At 45.6% G+C, this 23,150-nt stretch carries 19 protein-coding genes; 6 read left to right on the forward strand and 13 right to left on the reverse strand.

Annotation, left to right across the window (positions count from 1 at the left end; translation table 11 throughout):
- Positions 1-189 precede the first annotated feature (189 nt).
- The 5 genes from A3K86_RS16280 to yedF all read left to right on the forward strand — a co-directional run bounded on the left by A3K86_RS16280 (position 190) and on the right by yedF (position 4,312).
- A complete protein-coding gene (locus tag A3K86_RS16280; RefSeq protein WP_068333478.1) occupies positions 190-1,338 on the forward strand; it encodes an aminotransferase class V-fold PLP-dependent enzyme in 1,149 nt (382 codons plus the stop codon).
- 173 nt (positions 1,339-1,511) lie between these two features.
- Positions 1,512-2,693 carry a double-cubane-cluster-containing anaerobic reductase gene (locus A3K86_RS16285; RefSeq protein WP_084406656.1) on the forward strand — a complete coding sequence of 394 codons (1,182 nt, stop codon included), beginning with the start codon at positions 1,512-1,514 and terminating at the stop codon, positions 2,691-2,693.
- Complete coding sequence (locus tag A3K86_RS16290) at positions 2,690-3,475, forward strand: acyl-CoA dehydratase activase (RefSeq protein WP_068333481.1); 786 nt, start codon at positions 2,690-2,692, stop codon at positions 3,473-3,475. Before A3K86_RS16285 ends, A3K86_RS16290 begins: the two co-directional genes overlap by 4 nt.
- An 11-nt stretch (positions 3,476-3,486) precedes the next feature.
- The gene (locus tag A3K86_RS16295) at positions 3,487-3,765 is read left to right on the forward strand and encodes a DUF3343 domain-containing protein (protein ID WP_068333484.1); all 279 of its coding nucleotides are present in this window, start codon (positions 3,487-3,489) and stop codon (positions 3,763-3,765) included.
- Positions 3,749-4,312: a sulfurtransferase-like selenium metabolism protein YedF gene (yedF, locus tag A3K86_RS16300; RefSeq protein ID WP_068333487.1), complete on the forward strand. Its 564-nt coding sequence runs from the start codon at positions 3,749-3,751 to the stop codon at positions 4,310-4,312. Before A3K86_RS16295 ends, yedF begins: the two co-directional genes overlap by 17 nt.
- 102 nt (positions 4,313-4,414) lie before the next feature.
- Here yedF and A3K86_RS16305 read toward each other — a convergent pair whose 3' ends face one another.
- From A3K86_RS16305 to A3K86_RS16340, 8 genes are all read right to left on the reverse strand, one after another.
- Positions 4,415-4,987, reverse strand: a complete 573-nt coding sequence (locus A3K86_RS16305; RefSeq protein WP_068333490.1) for a DJ-1/PfpI family protein — start codon at positions 4,985-4,987, stop codon at positions 4,415-4,417.
- A gap of 8 nt (positions 4,988-4,995) precedes the next feature.
- A complete protein-coding gene (locus A3K86_RS16310) occupies positions 4,996-5,652 on the reverse strand; it encodes a bifunctional 4-hydroxy-2-oxoglutarate aldolase/2-dehydro-3-deoxy-phosphogluconate aldolase (protein ID WP_068333494.1) in 657 nt (218 codons plus the stop codon).
- Positions 5,642-6,622 (reverse strand): sugar kinase, encoded by a 981-nt coding sequence (locus tag A3K86_RS16315; protein WP_068333497.1) that lies wholly within the window; start codon positions 6,620-6,622, stop codon positions 5,642-5,644. Before A3K86_RS16315 ends, A3K86_RS16310 begins: the two co-directional genes overlap by 11 nt.
- Positions 6,623-6,725: 103 nt before the next feature.
- Positions 6,726-7,580 (reverse strand): tagatose bisphosphate family class II aldolase, encoded by an 855-nt coding sequence (locus A3K86_RS16320; protein WP_068333500.1) that lies wholly within the window; start codon positions 7,578-7,580, stop codon positions 6,726-6,728.
- A 109-nt stretch (positions 7,581-7,689) separates the two neighbouring features.
- A complete protein-coding gene (locus tag A3K86_RS16325; RefSeq protein ID WP_068333503.1) occupies positions 7,690-9,171 on the reverse strand; it encodes a DUF2264 domain-containing protein in 1,482 nt (493 codons plus the stop codon).
- Between the two features lie 81 nt (positions 9,172-9,252).
- Positions 9,253-10,860, reverse strand: coding sequence for a sulfatase family protein (locus tag A3K86_RS16330; protein WP_068333507.1), 1,608 nt, complete (start codon positions 10,858-10,860; stop codon positions 9,253-9,255).
- 50 nt (positions 10,861-10,910) lie between these two features.
- On the reverse strand, positions 10,911-12,164 hold the full coding sequence (locus A3K86_RS16335) for an anaerobic sulfatase maturase (RefSeq protein WP_068333510.1): 1,254 nt from the start codon (positions 12,162-12,164) through the stop codon (positions 10,911-10,913).
- Between the two features lie 252 nt (positions 12,165-12,416).
- A complete protein-coding gene (locus tag A3K86_RS16340) occupies positions 12,417-14,873 on the reverse strand; it encodes a polysaccharide lyase 8 family protein (RefSeq protein ID WP_084406657.1) in 2,457 nt (818 codons plus the stop codon).
- A 344-nt stretch (positions 14,874-15,217) separates the two neighbouring features.
- Here A3K86_RS16340 and A3K86_RS16345 point away from each other — a divergent pair, with 344 nt between their 5' ends.
- Entirely contained in the window at positions 15,218-18,298 is a 3,081-nt protein-coding gene (locus A3K86_RS16345) for a chondroitinase family polysaccharide lyase (protein ID WP_068333513.1), read from the forward strand.
- 46 nt (positions 18,299-18,344) lie between these two features.
- On the opposite strand, the gene A3K86_RS16350 is transcribed toward A3K86_RS16345, so the two are convergent.
- The 5 genes from A3K86_RS16350 to nagA form a co-directional block, all read right to left on the reverse strand.
- Positions 18,345-19,070, reverse strand: coding sequence for a DUF6250 domain-containing protein (locus A3K86_RS16350; RefSeq protein WP_068333516.1), 726 nt, complete (start codon positions 19,068-19,070; stop codon positions 18,345-18,347).
- 118 nt (positions 19,071-19,188) lie between these two features.
- Positions 19,189-20,238: a glycoside hydrolase family 88/105 protein gene (locus tag A3K86_RS16355; RefSeq protein WP_068333519.1), complete on the reverse strand. Its 1,050-nt coding sequence runs from the start codon at positions 20,236-20,238 to the stop codon at positions 19,189-19,191.
- A 39-nt stretch (positions 20,239-20,277) separates the two neighbouring features.
- Complete coding sequence (gene kduD, locus A3K86_RS16360) at positions 20,278-21,033, reverse strand: 2-dehydro-3-deoxy-D-gluconate 5-dehydrogenase KduD (protein WP_068333522.1); 756 nt, start codon at positions 21,031-21,033, stop codon at positions 20,278-20,280.
- Between the two features lie 83 nt (positions 21,034-21,116).
- Positions 21,117-21,947: a 5-dehydro-4-deoxy-D-glucuronate isomerase gene (gene kduI, locus A3K86_RS16365; protein ID WP_068333525.1), complete on the reverse strand. Its 831-nt coding sequence runs from the start codon at positions 21,945-21,947 to the stop codon at positions 21,117-21,119.
- A gap of 40 nt (positions 21,948-21,987) precedes the next feature.
- Complete coding sequence (nagA, locus tag A3K86_RS16370) at positions 21,988-23,148, reverse strand: N-acetylglucosamine-6-phosphate deacetylase (RefSeq protein ID WP_068333528.1); 1,161 nt, start codon at positions 23,146-23,148, stop codon at positions 21,988-21,990.
- Positions 23,149-23,150 lie beyond the last annotated feature (2 nt).

Consider the following 23,150-nt stretch of genomic DNA (forward strand, 5'->3'; position numbering starts at 1 on the left):
CAACAAACTCAAAACATCATCATGATTTATTACATCTTACTGCCGTTATTCGCCTTTGTTTCTTATTGATATGAGACTTGCTTCACTGAAACTCTCTATGTAAATCAAGACTATAGTCATCGCCTCCTTAAGTCGGCGGCACTGTCCCGTACGCGGGAAACGTATTCGGTGTTAGATAAGAGAGTAGCCATGATTTACCTTGATCACGCAGCCACTAGTAACCCTAAACCCGCTTCCGTTGTTGATGCGATGACCCACTTCATCAGTCAAGGCTGTGCTAATCCCGGGCGTGCAAGTCATCCACTTGCTAACGATGGGGCGCGACTTATCTTTGAAACCCGCGAAAGATTACTGAGCTTTTTTAATGCAGAAGAAAACGCTCAAGCCGTTTTCACCGGTAATATCACCGAATCACTCAACTTGGCACTAAAAGGCTTATTAAAAGCCGGAGACAACGTCATCGTCAGCAGCATGGAACACAATGCCATGATGCGACCATTACGCCAGCTTGAGCAAGATGGCATTACTATTACCGTTGTTGCTTGCGACTCAGAGACGGGGCGCATTAATGTCGAAGACATTGCTACCAGCATTACACCTGCCACCAAGCTGATTGCGATTAACCATGCCTCCAATACCTTTGGCACCCTACAGCCAATCGAGGATATCGGCAGACTATGTCGCGAACAAAACTGCTTATTTCTGGTTGATACAGCACAAACAGCAGGCTGTATTACCATTGATATGGTGAAAAGTAATATCGATTTTCTAGCATTCACTGGTCATAAAGGACTGCTTGGACCGATGGGAATTGGCGGTTTAATTCTTAGCGAACAAGCACAGAATGCAGGCATTACGCCTCTCATTACAGGTGGCACTGGCAGTAACTCTGAGCTGGAAACACAACCAGATTTTCTACCCGATGCACTTGAAAGTGGCACCCCTAACCTACCCGGTATCGCAGGCTTAAATGCAGGTCTTTGCTGGCTTGAGCAACAAGGTGTCGCCGCTATCCACCAGCATGAAAAACAACTCACACAGCAGCTACTCGAAGGCTTAAGTGCCATTCCAGCTGTAAAACTGTTTGGTCCTACAGCCGATATGCCACGTGTGGGTGTGGTTTCACTGATCATCGAAGGTAAAGACAATGGTGAAGTCGATGAAGCGCTTGCTTATGACCACGAAATTTACTGTCGTACAGGACTGCACTGTTCACCCGCTTCCCATAAAACCATGGGGACTTTTCCTAATGGCACCGTTCGCTTAAGTGTCGGCGCATTTACCACCGCCAAAGATATCGACCAAGTGATCGCGGTGATCAAGCAAATCGCTGAATAACCCATTTAGTCATAGTCATCCCCGACTAACGAAACGCGCGTCGTTGATAACGACGACTTAGAGAGATACGGATCATGATATTCCAGTACTGGAGGTGTTCACCTAACAGTGCGGCTTATCATACTTGTTAAAAATCAAATAGATAAAAACCTTTAACAAAAAGGAATGCAACGATGGCAATGAGCAATACTGCGGTACAAACACCGGCTTCTCAAAGCCCTGATAACGCTGCACTTGACTACTTCAAGAGCGCGATTTCCGATGAAATTCGCTATGTTTCGGAACAAAAAGCCGCAGGACGCGGTATTGTTGGCTTTTATTGTGAATTCACCCCACGGGATTTAATCCTCGCTGCTGATGCAGTGCCAATTTGTTTGTGTGGCACCAGTCAAAACACCATCAGCCATGCTGAAACAGTGCTTCCTGCCAACCTGTGCCCAATGATCAAATCCTCATTTGGCTATGCGCTCACAGGTGGTTGTCCACTGCTCAACGACTCTGATCTTTTGGTTGCTGAAACCACTTGTGATGGCAAAAAGAAAATGTACGAAGTGCTATCACGCGATAAAAACATGCACGTACTTGAGCTTACCCAAAAGCAAGATGAAGAACGCGCCTTCCAGCATTGGTTAACCGAAGTTGAAGAGCTTAAAGAAAAGCTTGAACAAACCTTTCAGCTCAAAATCACAGAGCAAAAGCTACGTGATGCGATCAAAGCGATGAACGAAGAGCGCCGCCTGATCTTGGCTATTCAAGAGTTAGGTAAACACAAACCCGCTATCGTTTCTGGCTATGAAGTTGCTCAAACTCGCTACCGCGTTGCTGGTTTCCAACAGCACTTAGAGCAGATGAAACACTTCCTAGCCATGGCACAGGAAAGGGTTGAGCAAGGCTATCAAGCCGCCCCTACGCATGCCCCTCGCATCTTGCTGACGGGTTGTCCAACCGGACACGGCACTGAAAAACTCATAGAGATCATCGAAGAATGTGGCGGTGTCGTCGTTGTTCAAGAAGCCTGCTCTGGCATTAAAGGCGTGTACGAAGAAGTGTCTGAACAAGGCGATCCTCTTGAAGCCATTGCTCGCAAACACTTCAATATTCCATGCTCATGCATGACGCCAAATAAGAAACGTGAAGACATGCTACAAACCCTAGCGCGTGATTATCAGGCTGATGCCGTGATCGATTTGGTTTGGCAAGCCTGCCACACCTACAACGTCGAGTCGGTATTAATCCACGACTTCGTGCGTAATGAGCTAGGGCTACCTTACATGAAAGTAGAAACCGATTACTCAAGTTCAGACCGTGAACAACTCAAAGTTCGCGTACAAACCCTATTGGAGCTAACACAATGATCACATGTGGCGTCGATATCGGCTCACGCACTATCAAAGTGGTTCTTTTTGATGGCGAAAAGGTTCTCGACTCCGCCGTTACATTGAGCGGGTCAGCCCCGCAAGAAAATACAGAACGCACCTTTCTCGACTTACTGGCGGCTAACCATTTAACCCGCTCAGATGTCGCAATGACCATAGCAACAGGCTACGGGCGAAACTATTTCGAGCTGGCAGATAAAGCCTCGTCAGAAATTATTTGTCATACCGCTGGCGTTGCTTTTCTGTGCCCTGAAGCGAGCACCATCATTGATATTGGCGGTCAAGACTCCAAAGTGGTGCAAGTATCTCAACAAGGTAAAGTGGCAGACTTTGTAATGAACGATCGCTGCGCAGCAGGCACAGGCAAATTCATTGAAATGGTAGCGCATACCTTGAACATGCCGATCGACGAAATCGGTCAAGCGGCTTTATCAAGCAATGAAACCTGCGAAATCTCTTCCATGTGTGCCGTTTTTGCCGAGTCTGAAATTATAGGGCTATTGCACAAAGGCATTCCTGCCGAGGTGATCTTACGTGGGGTGTTCAAATCAGTCGCCAAGCGTGTGGTTTCACTTGGGCGCAAAATTGGTTTCCAAGGACAAATCGTCTTCACTGGCGGAGTGGCACAAAACCCAGGTGTTCTTGAAGCCATTCGCGAGCAGGTCGGCGATCCCACCATTACTGCGCCTTGTCACCCTCAACTGACAGGCGCACTGGGCGCCGCCATTATTGGCCACCAAACCGTATCGCAAAATCAGTAACAGGAAACAATATGACAGCGTCAGCAGTAACAGCGATGGATTACATCGTGACCTTCACCTCAAGTCATTTTGCGCTCAAAGCAGAAAGTGCCTTGAAGAAAGCTGGAATGGCTTCACGCCTTATTTCAGCGCCAAGAGCAATCAGCTCACAATGCGGCTTTTGCCTCTTACTTGAAAACTGTGACTGCCAAGACTTAGCCAACAAGCTGGAGCTGCTGACCGTAGCCTTCTCACATATTTACACCAGACAACTTATCGATGGAGTGAAACACTATGCACAACAAGATTGATGTTCGCGGTATCCAACTCGATCAAGCGCTTACGCTGCTAGAACAAGCGTTAACCGCAGAAAAGCACGCATCTTTGGAAATTCAAAGCTCAGAGCAAGAAAACACGACAGCACTACTGAAAGCCCTTGCCGAACACGGTGCTAGCTGTGAAGTGCTTCAAGCAGAAGAAGGGCAAACCATCATTGCTAGCTTTGCCGCTGAACAAGTCATGAAGCAAAAATCTTATGTGGTAGGTTCAGACACCTTAGGCAAAGGTGACGATGTGATTGGTCACAAACTGATGAACGCGTTCTTTAATGTCAGCTCTGACTACGAACAAGCTCCAGCCTCTATTTTCTTCATGAATACAGCCGCAAAACTTTGTGTTGAAGGGGCTGATGCCCTTGCCGCGCTACAAAAGTTAGAAGAGAAAGGCACCGAGATCATCGTTTGTGGTACCTGCTTAGACTTTTTCGGTATCAAAGACAAACTGGCGGTTGGCCGTATCGGTACCATGCATGATTTGATTGGTATCTATCATAACCAGAAAGAAGTGATCAGCTTGTAATAAAAAAGAAGAGGCATATTTTGCTATGCCTCTTCAAATAACCCAGCGCTAAGCTACTGGCAAATTGGACAACAAGAAAACAGAAATGTAGAACTTACTGATTTACCAATGCTCAAAATAAATATGGCTTGCTTGCCAATCGACTTTTTGAGGGTCATCCGTAAGTAGTGCTTTTGCCACGGTAAAAGCAAACTCAAAGCTAACGCCAAGCCCTTTACCGCTAATAAATTTACCGTCAATCACCACTTTCTGATCCACAAAATGACCGTCTGCAAATTTCTTCTCAAGACCACCACCTGTGGTGTAGTTACGTCCCTGTAACAAGTTGTGTGCTGCAAGCACTTTTGCGCCCGATGAACATAGCGCGCAAATGTATTTATCAGCGGCAATGTGGCGTTGTAAAAACTCAATCACCATAGGGTTAGCGGAAAGGTTATCTGTACCCTTTGGCCCACCCGGCATCATCACCGCATCATAAGTGTGGTGACATTTATTCGCTAAGGTGTCATCGGCACTGATCCGTGTTTCAAAGTAGGTTTGCAGCGCCGTGGTTTCCATGCACGACAACACATCCACTTTAATATCGAGGCGGCGCATGATATCGATAAATACCACCGCTTCACCTTCTTCAAAGCCATCGGCCAATAGCACAGCTACATGTTTTCCCATTGTCATCACTCCTATTAGCTTTGGCTCTGGTTAGGGCTTTGGTCTAGCAACTTACAAGTTTCACGCACATTAGTCGCAATGCTTTGCCAGTCATTCGCTGCAATTGCCGCTGTTGGTGCAATCCATGTACCGCCACAGGCAAACACTTGTGAAATAGCAAGATAATCCATCAAGTTAGTTGGCTTTACCCCACCCGTTGGCATTAATTGAATATTGCCATAAGGGCCAGTGAGTGATTTCAGCATGCTGATCCCACCTGAGGCTTCGGCAGGGAAAAACTTCATCGCTTGAACGCCCATTTCAAGCGCTTGCTCAACTTGGCTAGGGTTATTAACCCCAGGAATGATTTTAATGTCGTTATCTAAACAGTATTTAACTGTGGTCGGATTAAAGCCCGGGCTTACGACAAAATCTGCGCCAGCGGCAATTGCTGCATCAGCCTGTTCTGGTGTTAGTACAGTACCCGCACACAAGGTGATTTCTGGGTATGCCGCACGAATATTGGCAATCGCTTGGGCTGCGGCTTGAGTTCGAAACGTAATTTCAGCGGCAGGAAGGCCATTTTCCACCAGCACTTTTGCTAACGGCACTGCATCATTCGCATTTTCAATTTGAATAACAGGCATCACACGTAAATCACGTAGCGCATCTATCCATGTATTAGTTTTCATTTTCTTCACTCATCGCTGTAGTTATATGATTGATTTCTTTAGCAGGAATAATGGCGCCTTTAAATTGAATCACTTGAGCAGCTAACTGATTTCCCCAATAGCACGACTCCGCCATCTCCATACCGCGACACCAAGCCGCTAAATAAGCCCCGTTAAATGAATCGCCCGCCGCCGTTGTGTCGACCACTTGCTCAACACCGTTTCCAGCGACAACGCCATGCCCTGTATGAGTCGACCACATGGCACCGTCGGCACCTAATTTCACCACAACTTGCGCAATCCCCAGCTTGTGAAGGCGCTCTGCAATTTGCACTGATGGCGTATTGCTTTGTCCGAGCAACAAGTCTTCATCATCCCCAGTCACTAAGGCAATATCACTCAGTTGGTAGAGCTGATCTAACCATTGCTTAGCAATAGAGGCGCTTTCCCATAAACGTGGGCGATAGTTGGAATCCACAGCAATAGTCACTCCGCACTGCTTAACCTTGCGCAGTGCCTCAAGCAATATGGCTTTTCCTTCATCGGACAAAATCGCTAACGAGATACCCGACAAATAAATAAGATCCATGGATTTAAGCTGTTCAACCACAGCAAAAAAGCCACTGTGTTCGCACAAATAACGCGCTGCAGAATCATTTCGCCAGTAATGAAAACTGCGCTCACCAAAGTCATCAATTTGAATGGCGTAAAGACCCGGTAACTTATCTTCGGTTGTCAGTACCAAAGAAGTATCAATCCCTTCCTGTTGCCACATGGCTTGCATTTGCTGACTGTAGCTATCGCTACCTAATGCAGTAACGTAAAAAGGTGTTAAATCGTGACTAAGTCGAGAAAGGTACACTGCGGTGTTGAGAGTATCACCGCCAAAATGTTGGGATTGAGTTTCAAATGGTTTACCACTCAGCTCAATCATACATTCGCCAATGATGGCTATTTTTTTGTGGGGAGTTGGCTGTGAATTTTTCACCATTTTTCGCCCTAAAGAATCAAAATAAAAAAGGCTATGGTATTAGTTATGGGGGAACACCAATATTCATAGCCAGGAGCATTTGGGAGTGTTTTGACCAGCAGGGTTACAGTTTGCCTTCGCTGCCACACACTCGAATTTTATCGATGACCACTTGTTTCATTGCTGCCTTTCCCGGAACAATGTAGTGACGAGGATCGTTTGCAGTAGGGTTGTCTAAGAAATACTGTTTAACCGCATCAGAGAAAGCAATTTTAAGCTCAGTTGCAACGTTAACTTTGGTGATACCCAATTCAATACAGCGGCGAACATCTTGATCAGGCACACCCGATGCACCATGAAGTACTAATGGCACGTCGGTTTTGCTACGAATAATGCCAAGGCGATCAAAATCTAAACACGGCTCTTCTTTATACATGCCATGCGCGGTGCCAATGGCAATCGCTAACGAATCAACCCCTGTTTTTTCAATGAACTCAATCGCGTTATCTGGATCGGTAAATAACGCATCTTTGCTATCAACGATCAGATCGTCTTCTTGTCCACCTAAGCGACCCAGTTCAGCTTCAACCGAACAATCCCAGCGGTGACAAAAAGCCACAACTTGTTTCACTAACTCGATGTTTTGTTCAAATGGAAGGTGAGAGCCATCAATCATGGCAGACTTAATACCCGCCTCTATTTTTTGACGAATGTCTGAATACGACTCATGGTGATCAAGGTGTAAAGCAATTGGCATTTCATAACGCTTTGCCGCTTCTTTACAGATCCCCACTAAATAATCAGTACCCGCATAAGCAAAGGTGCCCGGTGTGCCAGCCAAAATCACTGGCGACTGCATTTCTGCTGCCGTTTCCACGACTACCTGTACCGTTTCTAAGTTATGAATATTGAATGCAGGCACGGCGTAACCGCCTAACTGCGCTTTATGAAGCATTTCTCGCGATGAAACCAAAAACATATAAAACCCCAAAAGACCTTCGTTAACTTTCGATTTAATCTTATTCGAAAAACAAAGAAAGTAAATAGATCAAGATCACACTGCGCTTTCAAAGTGAAAACTTACGAAACTAAAAGAAATGAGACATTTTCGATGTATAACAGGTGATCCCTTTGCGTAATAGGTTGTTTTTTGGTCGTAATGCACGTCCTGATATCACCTCCAACACCTTATTAGGCAAGCTCTGACGCAATAAACGGCGAGATAACGGCGTTTGATCTTGGGTATAATCAGTCGTGAAAAGCACTGTCACCTCTTTCGTTTTGAAAGTACCAATCACATGCGCGTCAATCGCAGGTAGACGAAAATCAAAATCCCCCTTTTCGATCTCCAATGGTTGCTCTTCGGCTTGCCATAAACCTGTTCGTCCACCCATATATAACGCAAGGTTCAACGCCCTCAGCGACCAAAAACTACTGGCGGGGCCACTATAGTTATCGACGAGGCGACCATCATCTTCGAAAACCCCTTGGGTGGGCGCCCCCGACTTAAGTGCGCCATTCGAAATGAAATATTGAAGGTTGGTCTTAAACGCTCGCTTGGCCTGCCCGATTGTGATGGCATCGGATTGATAATCTACCGCCGCCAGTAGAGGCACAGCAGCAGATAAACGGTAGCAAGCGCTACGCCCAAACAATGGCAAACCTTGAGGAGTAAAGAAGTAACGATAACCCGCCACAAACTCAGACATCGCTTGACGAATAAATTGCGGGTCATAGTCAGGATCTATCTGATCGATCCAATACAATGAATAGAAGAACCCCCACACATTGTAATAATCGTAATTGCCATTGGCGCCATCACGAAACCAACCATCACCTACATAAAACTCTTTGATCCTGTCGTACTTAGCCGCATCTACCCAGTCTTTACCCGTAAGATCTTTTAAAACGAAACTCACGGTTAACGTGAAAAGCTGCCAGTTATTATCAAGTGTTTTCAGCGGCGGAACTTGTTCGAACCAAGTTGTAATTTGAAGCTGCTGTTTAGGGTTGAGGTGTTGCCAGATATAGGACTTAGTTAACCAAAGCGTGAGCGCTAAGTCAGCGCTTTCACAAATCCGCTGATCATAATCATGCAACTTGCCCCAGTACCCTTTATGGTGAGGATCTGTACCAGCAAGTAGCGCAGAACGAATAATGCCAACCACATCAATAGGTTTACCATTTAACCCCGTTAATTGTGGCGCATCACTGTCTTGGGTATACAACCAAGTTGCCAGTGTCGGCAGCACTCGGCTGACTCCTTCAATAGCATCGGTACGGGCTGTCTGTTGGCTTGGGCGTCCCGGATAATACGCATGGCTGTAATCCCAAACCGCATAATGTTCAAACGCTTCTGCGGTGTAACTCACTAGACTTTCGCATAAAGTTCGAAGCGAAGCTTCCTCGTTAGCGAAACACTGACGAATGGTGTCATCATGCTGTTGATATGCAGATTTACGGTGACGTAATCGGATGATATTTTCTTTGAATAACTTCATATACATCGCCGCGTCGGGGTGTTCATAAGGAATCGTTGGACGAGGCGTCGCAGTAATGATCTTAGACATGGTCAATCTCTTGGTAATTTATCGTATTAATTCGGCTATAAAGATAAAAAAGGCCTCCTAAGAGGCCTGTGGTGGGTGTGATTACTTCGCTGAGTCAGTCAATATCTGATAGCGATCTTGCCCCCACGCAATAGGTGCTGGCTTGGTTTTGATCCAATCGTAAAAAGCCATTTTTAGCTCTTTCACTTTTTCTGGATACTGCTTCGCTAAGTTCTTAGACTCCGCTGGATCTTTGGCGTAGTTATAAAGCTCATACTCACCTTTGCCATCATCGTAATAATGCAACGACCAGTTTTGATCTTTAATCGCCCACTCCCCTTTCGAATGCTTTTCAATGTAAGGGCTTGGAATGAATTCATTGGTTTCAAAAGTGATCCATTTCCAGTAGTTACTCCAAAAATCAGCATTGCTTGAATCGTAGTGCAGTGCGCGTGGACCTGCCCAGTACAGGTATGGGTGAGGCTGCTGTGGTTTCCCTTTTAGCAGCGGCATAATATCTTTACCGTCCACTTTCATTTCTGTCGGGATCTTAATGCCAGCAGCAGCCAGTGCAGTTGGCAGAATATCCATCGCAGAAATCATCGTATTGTCTGAACGGCCTTCTGGAAGATGCCCTTTCCAATGAGCAATAAACGGAACATGCACCCCGCCACGGTAACGCTGGCCTTTAAATGCGCGATCCATACCGTTCATTGGCATTGGTGATTCATGCACGGCACCGTTATCTGAAAGGAAGAAAATCAAGGTGTTCTCGTACTCACCCATTTCTTTCAGTTTAGCGATGATTTTGCCGATGCCTTCATCCGACGCATTCACATGGGCATAGTATTTATCGACTTCAACATTACCAGTATTAAAGCGCTCCATGAATTTTGCTGGCGCTGGCTGTTCCAATGGAATATGCGGCACACTAAAGGCTAAGTTGATAAAGAAAGGTTGCTTTTCTTTATCCGCTTTTTCAATAAACTGGATAGCCTCATTGGTCAGGTTATAAGTAAGGTAGCCCGGCGCTGGAATGTTTTCTCCGTTACGAAATACCGTTGGCGAGTTGTAAAGCGCGGCACCAGAAACGTAGTAACTGTAAGAGTAATCAAACCCTCGCTCTTCAGGACCATAGCCTGGCTCGGCGATCGAGATTTGATTGTCGTGATAGTCACGACTTTGTTCATCTTTCGGAATGAACTCTTTGCGAACTTTGGCGTTGTGGTACTTACCAATATTGGCCGTTGCGTAACCATTTTCATTCATTAGCGCAGGCAACAATTTGATATCGAGTGGGATACCCAATTTAGCGTCGTCATTACTATAGGTACCAAAGCTATGTGGGAAGCGCCCTGTCATCATCCCCGCCCGTGAAGGGCCACAAACTGGTGTCGCCACATAGGCGTTTGTCATACGCACGCCTTCATTCGCCAACTTAGTGATATTTGGCATCGAGCGCTTAGCGGCATCATAAAGCTGATCAAAATTGCCATCGTAACGTTCAGGTACCGGACGTTTAACCAACTCTTCTTTATTGATGTTATCCATCGCAAAATCCAGCTGCGCTGAACCTAAATCATCCATCACGATCAATAACACATTGGGCTGTTCCACTTTCTCTGCGGCCTGACTCAGCGCCGGAGTAAGTGTACAAGCAGCCGCAACAAAACCAGCAAGTATGGTTTTTTTCGGCAGTAACAGATCCATTCTCCACTCCTTTATTTGGGATATAACTGTTGATTTGTATCCGAGTAAAACTAACGAGGTTGTTCGCTATGCTTTAAATTTTTAAGAATCGGCATTACGCTCGCTGCGACACCACCACGTTGGATCTCTTGACTCATTAGGTGCATTGCCGGTGCTGTATGATGAAAAATACGTTGATAGGAGGAACATAAGTAATTCTGCTTATGTTTCTCACCTGAGATAGGCGTAATACGATGTTTTGGGCAGCCGCCATAGCAAAGCGCATGAACATCACATTGCTGGCACTGGGTCGTTAATTTGCTGTGTTTCGCTTTACCAAAGCGCTGTTGTTGCTTGCTGGTTGCTAATGCTGCGATATTTGTCGTCGCAATATTGCCCAGCTTATTGGCGGGATAGACATAATGGTCGCAAGAATACATATCGCCGTTCGCTTCCAAGATCATGGCTTGACCACACTCTTTGGATTGCACGCACACAGACGCTGGATACCCCATCCAAGTGGCGAGAATACTGTCGAACATCCGAACAAAAATACGTCCAACATCTTCTTTCACCCACTCATCAAACACGTCAGTCATGAACTGACCATAACCGTCTGCGGGCACAGAGAATGGGGCTAATGTTGCTGTCGGCGTTGGTGTGTAATGGCCGCTATCGGCGCTTTGACAACTAGGCTCAACTTCAACGATAGGAATGAACTGCATAAACTCGGCACCCAGTTGTTTGAGTGCGTGATAAGTCTCTTTCCCACGGTGCCAGTTCTTATCGTTAATCACCGTGAGGGTATTGAATTCAACCTGATACTCTTTGAGTAAATCAATCGCTTGCTTAACACGTTCAAAGGTTGGTCTTCCGTTTACCGAAATACGATACTGATCGTGTACTTCCGCTACACCATCAATCGATACCCCAATCAAAAAGTTGTGCTGCTTAAAAAATGCCGCCCATTGGCGATTAATCGCAATGGCATTGGTTTGAAAACTGTTGGTAATGGTTTTACCGTTGGCATACTGCGCTTGGTATTTCACAACGGATTCATAAAATGCCAATCCCGCCAGTGTTGGCTCACCACCTTGCCACGCAAAGTCGATGGTATCGGCATCTTGAGATCGAATGTAATCACGCACATACCGCTTTAGCATCCCATCCGACATACGATCAGATGACATACCCGCAGGCGTAGCCTCACCGTTATCGAGCATGGTTTCTTTTTCAAGATAGAAGCAATAGTCACACTTTAAGTTACAACGATAACTCGCAGGTTTTGCCATCATATGAAAACGGGCTTGCTGTGTAGGCTTCATCTTGACACCATTTCTCTAAATCGAAGAAGTTTGAAAATAATACGAAAGAAATCGTAAAGATAAAATGACAAAAGTCACAATAAAGACCATATCAAAAGAATTTGAAAGCCAGGGAAAAGCTAAATGTCGATATAAAGCGAAAATGAAAGATATTGATAGGCGTAAATGAAAGCTAAAACACTAACTAAAGAACAAAAGTTAATGTAAAGAAGAAAGACCGATAGCACCCACTATCGGTCTCAAATACACAGTTTATCGTACAGAGAATTGGTAACTCAGCCCTTTTAACCCACTAACGTCAACCACTACTTCATGTAGGCCATTCACTTGAACACGGTTTTGTGGATCGTTCACCACATTTACTGGACGAGCAAATTTCAAGCGCAAGCTTGTTTGTTGTTGAGTTGGATCGGCAATTGCCACTTGCTGAGTCGCTTGAGCAGCAGGTTGTATCATCACAGACATCGGATTAAACACGGTCAATTGATCAGTAATTGTTACTTCAGCATCTTGCCATGCATTCACCGCGAGCAAATCTAGCTTCTTATCTAGAATCGCATGGGCAAAAGCATCATTTTTCACCACCGTCAGCATTGGATTCTTCGTATAACTCGCAGTTTGCTGAGTATTAGCATTAGGTAACAACACATACGCATACTGACTTTGGCTATTACCATGCTCCAATAGCGCTGTAATAAACTCACCAGTAACAGCACCTTTACGGGTACCAATATCAGACCAATTACCCTGACGCTGTTCACGCTTCATCGCAACAGTCGTCGGATTAAAAAAGACATAACTTAGATCGCTATTTGCCAATTGGTTGTTACGAATACTTAGCGAACTTACACCTGTCACAGCACCGCTGTTTCCACTCCATGCAGCGCCATTAACCCACACACTGGTACTGCCTTTAGACGCAACTTTTCGATTGGTTAATACCGTCGTCAGAGGTGCAGCTGTCGACGATACTAAATCTGAACCTAGCATCACGACTTCATCATCAAGCATAAACCAAGACTTCTTAGCTGAAAGCGTGTCATCCCAGTTGGTAAATGCCATACCCGCAGCGCCATAATTACCAAGTTTGACGGATCCTACCCAATGCATACTAGATTTACGCCCACCTTTAATCTGGTTGCGTTGACCTTTGCACTCTTGCATGACTTGATTATCGACAGTGGTACCCGCTAAATACTGGCTATCCACAACAGGCCAATAATCTTCATAATGATCTTGTTGTCCGTTATACAGGTACGTCATACCATCACCAGTAAACCACCCCTTACGGTTTTCACGATTCATGCACTCAAAATTACCCAGACGGCTTGAATGCATAGCTAACGCAAACACCCAGCCAGGGCGACGATGCACGGAGCGATCCATAGCTGGGAAATTATAATGCCCAATCAATTCAGAGCGTGGCGTCACTGAACTGCTTTGTACTATCGCCTGCGCTTTTTGGTAATTCGCAATATTTGATGGCGACGCAAAAAAGTCTTTATAAGTATCTTCTTGGATCAAAGCTTTAATCAATGATTGAAGACGCGCTTTGTATTGCACTGGCGCCCCATCGATATAGTAAAGAATAGAGCTCATTACATGATGACCAACATCGTGGTCTTGTTCGCTATTACGTGAAATTGCACGCCCATTCACAAAATCCAGCATCATGCCTTGGTACAAGAGTGGTTCATAACTTTTGACAATGATCGGATAGATTTCTTGCAATGCAGGATCATTGGCAGGCCACTTTGAACCCGCCATTAGGTTTATCTGTAACCCTAGTCCCCCCAACAACACGTTACCGTAAGTACCGTTGTAAGCAATATCACCGTGTTGAATAAAAGAACCGTCCTGATAGAAACCATCATGGCTCGTGACATACTCCAATACAGGTGGCAAACCACTAATTGCCGCATTCACTTCCGCTTCATTATTCGACAGAATACCGCGGATCAACACAACTTGAGTATTATCAGTTCTATTACCGCCAGTTGATTCACGGTATCTCGGATTTGACGAATATTTCGCACCCGGCCCAACACCAAGATGGGTTGCTTTAGGGGTAAAATAACTTGTTGCTGCTAAATGATCTGTTACTAATTGCGCTGGTACATCGTCATAAATCAAAGAAAGCGTATTATGAATATCTCGTGGAATAGCAAGCTCCCAATGCCACCAATTCCCCCATTCTTTACCACCAACTTGATAGTAGTTTTGGTTAAGGAATGTCATACCATCAACAATAGCGGCCAATAGATGGGTATTCCCCGCCAATGCTCCATTACGAAGGCGATAAGCTTTCGCCATAGTAAATAAACGCTGATAAGAAGAACGAATTGCGGCTCCCAGCTTTTTCTGACCATCTGGCGTCACTTTATCAAGTACCAAATCATCCCATAGGTTTTGGCGATTCGGACCAGTATTCATTGCAGTCCATTGTTTTTGTGCACTGTTGTTCGTGCTTACTACCATTTTTTGTAGCGTTGCATCAAAAGGGGCATTCGGGTCACCTAAGAAATTCTGTGCCCAACGAGTACGTAATCGCTGAAATTCTTGTGCAACATCAGCAGTAACAGCCTGAATTACAGGCTGGGATGAGGATATTGTCGTAACACCACTAAGGGATTGATCGGCATAAACCCAATTCGACGTCGACGCTAAGGTTAAAGAAAGCAGCACGCTCAATGTGGAAGGTTTTATCATTTTTATCTCCGTTTATTTTCGTTATTGGCATAAGCACCCTAACAAAAGCTACAAACCGAAAAACAACAGAGTTCAAATAACCAACAATGCAGCATATGATCTTTTAAAATACATGCAAAATATCACTCTCGAAAGTCATCCCAAACTAAAATCGAAAGCACACAAGTCTAAAAATGCCAACAAAAACTAATAATGAAACACTATGAAATGTGACAACCGATCAAATAAGCAAAGATGAAAACATTTGAAAGCCGGTAATAGCTCCTCACTGTGAGATCGCTCAATAAAACACCTAAAAACTTTCATTACCCTTCGTTATCAAATAACGTAAGTAAGGGAAAACAATGAACACAACAAAATGGTGTAAACCAAGCTACCTCGCAGTCAGCTTGTTATTGGCCTTAACGGGCTGTAATAGCGAAAATGTTGAAAGCGACAAAGGCGGAGCAGGAAAAACCGAACCCGGCGGTTATATGTATTTTTTTGAACAGGGACTCCCCTCATCCATTACAACAACGTCGATAAAGCCATTAACGATCAGCAATAAACACTTTAAAGATGGTAATAATGCTTTGCAGTGGCGTTTTAACCCTAATAGCCAATTAGTTTTCTCCCAAGATATTGGCTACAAAACCGATGACAGTGACATCACCCCCTACACTTTCATGGCGTGGATCTACAACGAAACGCCGTCGGATCAATCCCTCACTTTTCAATTTGGCACTGATGACAGCCAGCAAAGTCAATTTAGCTATGGCTTAAACTTCAAAGGGTGGCGCGGTATATCTGTGCCGTTTAGGGATATGAAAGGCACGCCTAGCGCAGGCATGAACCGCTTAACCGTTACAGCTCCCGACACCAGTGGTACGCTTTATTTTGATCAAGCAATGATGGCAGTTCCTGTCGATAACCGCTGGCCGACCGCCGATATTCAGCAGCCTTTTGTTAATCCTAATGTCGTTAACATGGCCAGTAAAAACTGGACGGCATTATTGATGTACGATCAAATGCTGCGCGACCAACAGCCAAGCTTTAACTACGACCTTGCCTTTGATGACAGCCAAGGTGATACGGCTGTCTTGTATCAAAACTTCGATAAACACTTAGGGGTAAATAGTCAGCAAGTCATTTCCCAACAAAAGGTTGATGATAACTTAGCGAAATACCAAGCATTTATGATCAGCCAAAACAGTGATGGCAGCTATGTGGGTAAACCACTCGATCACCCTAAAAGGCACAACTTCCTAAAAACAGGCATAGTGAGTGACGATACTCTGGCCATGCTCACCGACACCATGAGTATTCGGACGCTGGGTAAAACCATGCTTGAAACTGCCAAGTACCTTCGCAGCCAATCACTCTCAACTGAAAACAAAGCGGCGCTAGAAAAAGCCTTCACCGACGCAGCGCGATACGCCTTTGACCAAGGTTGGGAAGGTGGCTCTGGTTTCCAAATCATCACTCATGTTGGTTACCAGACACGAGAGTTCTTTGACGCGCTCTTTCTTAGCCGCAAACTGTTGGCAAAAGAGAAGCTACTGCAACAAGCCCAGCAATCCATGATGTGGTTTAACGCGACAGGCCGCGTATACGAACAAGAAAAGGACATTAACTCTTCTAACGTGGATATTCTTAATACCCAATTGCAGTGGATGACAAAGAGCTTTTTGTTACTGCCCGATCAGGCGCAGCGCCAAACCATGCTTCATCAGTTGCAGTCATGGTTAAGCACCACACTCTTAAGCTCAGATGGTTTAGGCGGCGGCTTTAAACCCGATGGCAGTGTATTCCATCACTCACAACATTACCCAGCCTACGGCAAAGATGCTTTTGGCGGCTTATCTGGGGTTATTTTTGGTTTAAGTCACAGTAACTACCAGATCTCTCAACAAGCGCATGAAAGGATCAAAGACGTCTTACTCAAAATGCGGGTTTACACCAAAGAAACTCAAACCCCAATAGTACTAAGTGGTCGTCACCCAGACGGTAAGCAAAAGATATCTGCGACCCCATTTAAGTGGATGGCACAATCTGGCGCTCCTGATCAATCCGATGCTATCGATCACGAACTTGCTGCTGCCTACGCGAACTTAACCAATAAGCCGAGCTTTGAAGGAATCCCTGCCGAAAAAGAACCGACTGGGGTATGGGCAATGAACTACGCATCTATGGCGATCGCACGAGGCGCTAACCCTGTTGATGCCACACAGTCTTGGCTCGCGACCGCAAGAGGATTTAGTCGCTATTTAGTGGGCAACGAAACCTACGCCGCCAACAACCTGTATGGGCGTTACCTGCAATATGGTCAACTGGAGATCACCCCAGCCGATCTGAGCAAACGGGCGTTTAGTCATGATGGCTGGGACTGGAATCGCTACCCGGGCACAACCACGATTCAAATGCCAAATAACGAACTTCGTGCTCAGTTGAACCAATTGCCGGGAGCTGGCATTGAGGAGATGCTGTTATCAACAGAAAGCTACTCTGGCGCGAATACGCTAGGCAACGACAATGCAATGTTTGCGATGACGCTGCACGGGCATAAAAAATACCAACAGCAGAGCTTCTACGCCCATAAATCCTATTTCATCTTTGGGAATAAGGTAGTCGCGCTGGGGTCTGGCATCAAAAACGATATTGCTGAGCACGAAACCCAAACGACGTTATTCCAGCACAGTGTTAAAAACCTTGAGCCTGTCGAAATCAATGGACAACAGATTGATACACTTGGTACCGATTCTATCTACGCCAACGACACCACTTTGCTAGACCCAGCAGGCAATCGCTACTTTGTGACCAGCAGTGCGGGACAACAAATTCACTTCACCTATCAAACGCAGCAATCCAATGATGAAGATGATGGCACCCCAACTACAGGTCAATTTGCGACCGCGGTGATAGAGCATGGCAAAGCGCCGACCAATGGCAGCTATGAGTATGCGATTAAGATTGCGGCTCAAGATGCTGTGAAGCCAATCTATACTGTGCTGCAAAAAGACCAAAAACTGCACGCGGTAAGAACAGAGCAAGGTGTCGAAGGCTATGCGTTCTTTAGCCCAACAACAACCAATCAAGCAGGTTGGGTATTGTCATCGGCAAGCGCAAGCCAAATCATGCTTCAAGCAAATCCAGCTCAAGATCAGTTATCACTGAGTGTGGTGAATCCAGATCTCGCGCTCTACCAAGGGCAAGATCCTGACCAAGTAGACGCCAATGGTGAGCAAGTCGAAGTCAGTATCTACGATAGAGATTGGCGCTTTAACCTATCACAACCCGTCAGCAGCGAGTTTTCGCTCAAAGGGCAATGGCAGTTGATAGGCAGCAACAGCCAAGTCTCTGTCCAATCTACTACCGAAGGAAACACCAAAGTACGTGTTACCACCAAAGACGCTAAACCTGAAAAATTCATGCTGAAAAAAGTATAAGTAAGAAAAAACCAGCAGCGATTACAGCTGCTGGTTTATTTATTAATTATTGCTCAATCGCGTAGACTTTAAAATCATCAATTCTTAAATGGCTTTTCCAAGTCCTAAAACCAAACTTACCAGATTCAAACATCTTCTCGTCTTCGATGTGATATAACAATTTATCATTCGCATAAACAAGAACTTCATCATCTAAATTAAATATTTTAATGTTGGTATATTTATTAGGAACATTCATAAAAGCAGGATCTTTTACATCATATTCAGGTAAAAGTGGTCGAGTACCATCGCCAGGGTAACGACGAAAGCGTGTTGTTGAATTATCATTAGCGCCATATCCAATATAATACAGTCGCATCGGATCATATTTACGCATATTACCAGAGCGCCACTCAGACTTCGCAAAGAAATCCGTACTGCCTGGTTCTTGCGCCATCCAGAAAAAATTCAGATCTGTACCACGATCGTTTTTGCCACCAGCAACCACGACACTACCATTAAACTCAATCACAGAAGGCGTACCAATATCCTCCTTAAACCATACTGTTACGCCCGCACCATCATCAATATCTAATGATTGTTCGATAATACCTACTTCTGTTTTATCTGTTTTTTCAACCACCCATTGTTCCATCGAATGATTAAATCCATCTGAATAAATCAGTTTTCCATTATCCTGTAATAATTCAAGGTAATTAATATTATCTTGGGCAAACGAAATCCCGCTACTCATTATCAAAGGTATTGCAATTAGTGTGCTCAATTTTTTCATTACATTTCTTCCTATTATATAAATGAAAATTAAAGACGAACAAAAACAAAAGCCGAATCAGGCTGATTCGGCTTTTCTAAAAATTTAAATAATAATTAAAACTAAATAACGAAGATGATCATTCAGCAAGTCGCGCAACTTCTGTCGCCGCTAACATAAACGCACCTGCACCGTAATCGATATTATGCTCAAATTTCACATCTCGCGGATTAAAGGCAGGGAGTTGTACCCAGCCCATCATGCCGTTGTCGTGAATACAGCCCTGCAAAGCGGCCCATGCTTTTTCAACCACTGGAAGGTAGGTATCGCGATCAAGTTGCTCGGTATTAATCCCCCATGCCAAGCCATAACAAAACAGCGCAGTGGCACTGCTTTCAGGTGCAGGGAAGCTTTCAGGGTCGAGCAAACTGGTTCGCCAAAAACCATCATCTTGTTGGTATTTCACTACCTCAGCCGCAAGATTATTAAATAACTCAAGGTAACGACTACGTTCGCTATAGTCTTCTGGCATGCGTGCCATTAATCGCGGTACAGAGGCTAATACCCAACCGATACCTCGGCTCCAGAACACTTTATTGCCATTCGCTTCGCGCAATTCATTGCCACTGCCATCTGGAATGTAGCGATGATCGCGATAGAACAAACCGGTCTCTGGATCAAACAAATGATCAACTGAATCCCAGTAAGCGGTGTTCATGTAATCAAGGTATTTACTGTCACCGGTTTGCTGCGACAAGGCAGCAAAGGCTGGCGGCGCCATAAATAATGAATCACACCACCACCAATCTTTACGTCCTGGCTCTGGGCTCTCAACCATCATCTCCAACGCTTTGATCGTCGGTTCAAGGGCTTCAGGTTGATTCACCACAGGGTAAACATCAAGGTATGCCTGACAACAGATGTGGTCATCGGCAAAACGGGCATTGGGACCTGTGCGAAAACCGGTGTGCAGCGCGTAATTCATCACGCCGTCGAGGTATTCAGAGTCATCGGTTGCTAGCCATGCTGCCGAGGTACAAGACCAAAATACACCTCGTTCCCAATCGGTATCTTTAATAAAGCGCGTTTTACCGCTACGACGGATCACGCTACGGGTTTGATTAGCCGCTTGATAGCGATATACCCGCTTCATGGTATCGAGAATGGCTTGTTTCGTGCCTAACGTCATCTTGCTTCTCCCTTATTCCCTTTTCTTTCGCCTGCTTGCTTAACGCGCCAACCAACCACCATCAACTGCAATGGTGTAGCCGTTGACGTAATCGCTCGCAGAAGAAGCAAGGAATACCGCTGGGCCTTCTAAGTCTGCAGGCAAACCCCAACGATTTGCAGGAATACGCTCTAAAATTGCTGCATTTCGCGCTTCATCCGCACGCAGAGCCGCAGTGTTGTCGGTTGCCATATAGCCCGGTGCAATCGCATTAACATTAATGCTGTGCTCGGCAAGTTCCGTTGCCAAGGCGCGGGTTAAGCCCATCACCGCTGACTTACTCGCAGTGTAAGAAGGAACGCGGATACCGCCTTGGTAAGACAGCATTGAAGCGATATTGATGATCTTGCCGCCATTGCCTTGTTTAACAAATTGCTTAGCAACCGCTTGTGATAAGAAGAACAAGGTTTTCTGGTTAATGTTGATCACATCATCCCAGTCGGATTCTGAGAATTTCAGTAGATCTTCACGGCGAATAATGCCTGCGTTGTTGATCAAAATATCAACCTGCCCCATCACCTCAACCGCTTCCGCTACAATGGCTTCAAGCTTGTCTTGCTCCATTAGGTTAGCCGTAATGTAGTGGAACTTACGACCCAGCGCTTCCACTTGTTGTTGGGTTTCTGGAGCTGCTTGGTGACCCACACCAACAATATCTGCGCCCGCTTTCGCCAGCCCTAACGCCATACCCTGACCAAGACCCGTATTACAGCCAGTTACGATGGCAACTTTGCCTGAAAGATCAAACATATTCATTTGGAATTCCTAATTTAAGCTGGGCGGTATAGCAAGCAATGAAAAGCCAATTGCTATTCGCTATACCGCTAATTGAGAGAGTGTTACTTCAGATCGCTCATCGCGACGTGGTCCATGTCATGGAAGGTTTGGTTCTCTCCCACCATGCTCCAAATAAAGGTGTAAGCCGCTGTGCCAACCCCTGAGTGAATTGACCAGCTAGGGCTGATCACCGCTTGTTCGTTACGCATCACAATATGACGGGTTTCTTGTGGCTCGCCCATGTAATGAAAAACGATGTTGTCGTCTTTCATGTTGAAGTACAGGTACACTTCCATGCGACGCTCATGCGTATGGCAAGGCATGGTATTCCACAAACTACCCGGAGCCAGTTCAGTTAGCCCCATCAATAGCTGACATGTTGGCAATACCGCAGGATGCAGGTACTTATTGATGGTACGAACGTTGCAGTTTTCTTGGCTGCCTAGGGTTTCTGGTGAGGCATCTTCGCGAGTGATTTTACGGGTTGGGTACGTCATGTGGGCTGGCGCACTGTTCACGTAAAAACGTGCAGGTTTCTGTGCCGATACACTTTCGAATTTAACCTCTTTAGCCCCTTTGCCGACGTAAATCGCTTCACGCGTACCAATCTCGTAAGTTTCACCGTCAACAATCACCAAACCCGGCTCGCCGATATTGATCGCACCTAGTTCGCGACGCTCAAGAAAATAATCAACACCGATTTCTTTACCGCCCTCAAGCATTAACGCTTCATCAGTCGGTACAGCACCGCCAACAATAATGCGGTCGATATGGCTATAAGTCAGATTAAGTTGACCTTCTTGAAACATATTTTCGATAAGAAACTGCTCACGAAGCCCGGCGGTATCTAATTGTTTAGCGTGTTCACTATGAATTGGTTGACGAATTTCCATGTTAAACCTCGTATTCGTTTGTTTGGCAAAAAACCTGACCCTATTGGGTCACTTGTGTTTGATAGGCCCACTCGCCTTTAATTAAGGTTCCTTGCACTTGTAATGTTTCATTCATCACAATCAGGCTGGCGTCCATGCCTGCGGCAATACTGCCGAGACGATGAGCAAGCCCTAGGTAATTTGCGGGAACAGACGATGCCATTTGCACCGCTTCCCATTCAGGAACATGGCAGTCGAATACCATGTTGCGTAATGCTTGATCTAAACTGCAGGTACTGCCTGCAAGGGAACCGCAAGCAGTGCGAGCTGCGCCATCCGTTACCGTAATGGTCTGCGCACCAAGTAAGTATTCACCATCGTCCAAGCCACCAGCGCGCATACAGTCTGTGATCAGCGCAATACCTTGATGACCTTTAAGGCGATAAGCCAATTCCATCATGACGGGATTCACATGGATCCCATCAGCAATCAATTCAGCGAGCATGTTGTGATAGAGCACCGCGCCACAACATCCCGGTTCACGATGGTGTAAACCGCGCATCCCGTTAAATAAGTGCACTCCGCAATCCGCACCGCGTTGATGCGCTTCAGTCACCTGCTCAAACGTTGCATCAGTATGAGCAACTGACGGTTTAATCTTTTGCTCGGCTAACCAGCTAATCGCAGCCATTGCTCCCTCTGCCTCTGGCGCAACCGCCACGCGAAGTAATGAATCACCAGCGACTTGGTGCAGCTGCTCTAACTCAGTGATAGAAGGTGATTTCAAATACGCCGTTGGATGAGAGCCACGATGAGGCTCGGTAAAATACGGCCCTTCTAAAAAACTCCCTAACAATTCAGCGCCTTGAGACTGAGCTTGCGAAGTGAAATGACGAACTTGACCAAGCGCATTCAAAATATCGTCCCACGGCGCAGTAACCGTTGTGCCGACCCAACCGACGACACCCGTTTGAGGCAGTGCGTTGGCGATGGTTTGCAACGCCTCATCAGAGGCATCCATCACATCAGCGCCCAAGCGACCATGGATATGGATATCAACGAAACCGGGCATCAAAGATTGACCTTCAAGGCGAACAATCGGGCAATCATCAGGAAACACCGTCGTGACAGCTTCAATTTTTCCATCAGCGACAATCACTAAGGTATCTGTCTCTATGCCTTTGGGCGTAAACACCCGATCGGCGTGTAAAGCGTAACGCATAG

The organism is Photobacterium jeanii (assembly GCF_001650345.1).
Classification (GTDB): Bacteria; Pseudomonadota; Gammaproteobacteria; order Enterobacterales; family Vibrionaceae; genus Photobacterium; species Photobacterium jeanii.

Coding starts and splice junctions, on each gene's coding strand:
- A3K86_RS16280 (WP_068333478.1), top strand. CDS start 190: ATGATTTACCTTGATCACGCAGCCACTAGTAACCCTAAACCCGCTTCC.
- A3K86_RS16285 (WP_084406656.1), top strand. CDS start 1,512: ATGGCAATGAGCAATACTGCGGTACAAACACCGGCTTCTCAAAGCCCT.
- A3K86_RS16290 (WP_068333481.1), top strand. CDS start 2,690: ATGATCACATGTGGCGTCGATATCGGCTCACGCACTATCAAAGTGGTT.
- A3K86_RS16295 (WP_068333484.1), top strand. CDS start 3,487: ATGACAGCGTCAGCAGTAACAGCGATGGATTACATCGTGACCTTCACC.
- yedF (WP_068333487.1), top strand. CDS start 3,749: ATGCACAACAAGATTGATGTTCGCGGTATCCAACTCGATCAAGCGCTT.
- A3K86_RS16305 (WP_068333490.1), bottom strand. CDS start 4,987: ATGACAATGGGAAAACATGTAGCTGTGCTATTGGCCGATGGCTTTGAA.
- A3K86_RS16310 (WP_068333494.1), bottom strand. CDS start 5,652: ATGAAAACTAATACATGGATAGATGCGCTACGTGATTTACGTGTGATG.
- A3K86_RS16315 (WP_068333497.1), bottom strand. CDS start 6,622: ATGGTGAAAAATTCACAGCCAACTCCCCACAAAAAAATAGCCATCATT.
- A3K86_RS16320 (WP_068333500.1), bottom strand. CDS start 7,580: ATGTTTTTGGTTTCATCGCGAGAAATGCTTCATAAAGCGCAGTTAGGC.
- A3K86_RS16325 (WP_068333503.1), bottom strand. CDS start 9,171: ATGTCTAAGATCATTACTGCGACGCCTCGTCCAACGATTCCTTATGAA.
- A3K86_RS16330 (WP_068333507.1), bottom strand. CDS start 10,860: ATGGATCTGTTACTGCCGAAAAAAACCATACTTGCTGGTTTTGTTGCG.
- A3K86_RS16335 (WP_068333510.1), bottom strand. CDS start 12,164: ATGAAGCCTACACAGCAAGCCCGTTTTCATATGATGGCAAAACCTGCG.
- A3K86_RS16340 (WP_084406657.1), bottom strand. CDS start 14,873: ATGATAAAACCTTCCACATTGAGCGTGCTGCTTTCTTTAACCTTAGCG.
- A3K86_RS16345 (WP_068333513.1), top strand. CDS start 15,218: ATGAACACAACAAAATGGTGTAAACCAAGCTACCTCGCAGTCAGCTTG.
- A3K86_RS16350 (WP_068333516.1), bottom strand. CDS start 19,070: ATGAAAAAATTGAGCACACTAATTGCAATACCTTTGATAATGAGTAGC.
- A3K86_RS16355 (WP_068333519.1), bottom strand. CDS start 20,238: ATGACGTTAGGCACGAAACAAGCCATTCTCGATACCATGAAGCGGGTA.
- kduD (WP_068333522.1), bottom strand. CDS start 21,033: ATGAATATGTTTGATCTTTCAGGCAAAGTTGCCATCGTAACTGGCTGT.
- kduI (WP_068333525.1), bottom strand. CDS start 21,947: ATGGAAATTCGTCAACCAATTCATAGTGAACACGCTAAACAATTAGAT.
- nagA (WP_068333528.1), bottom strand. CDS start 23,148: ATGCGTTACGCTTTACACGCCGATCGGGTGTTTACGCCCAAAGGCATA.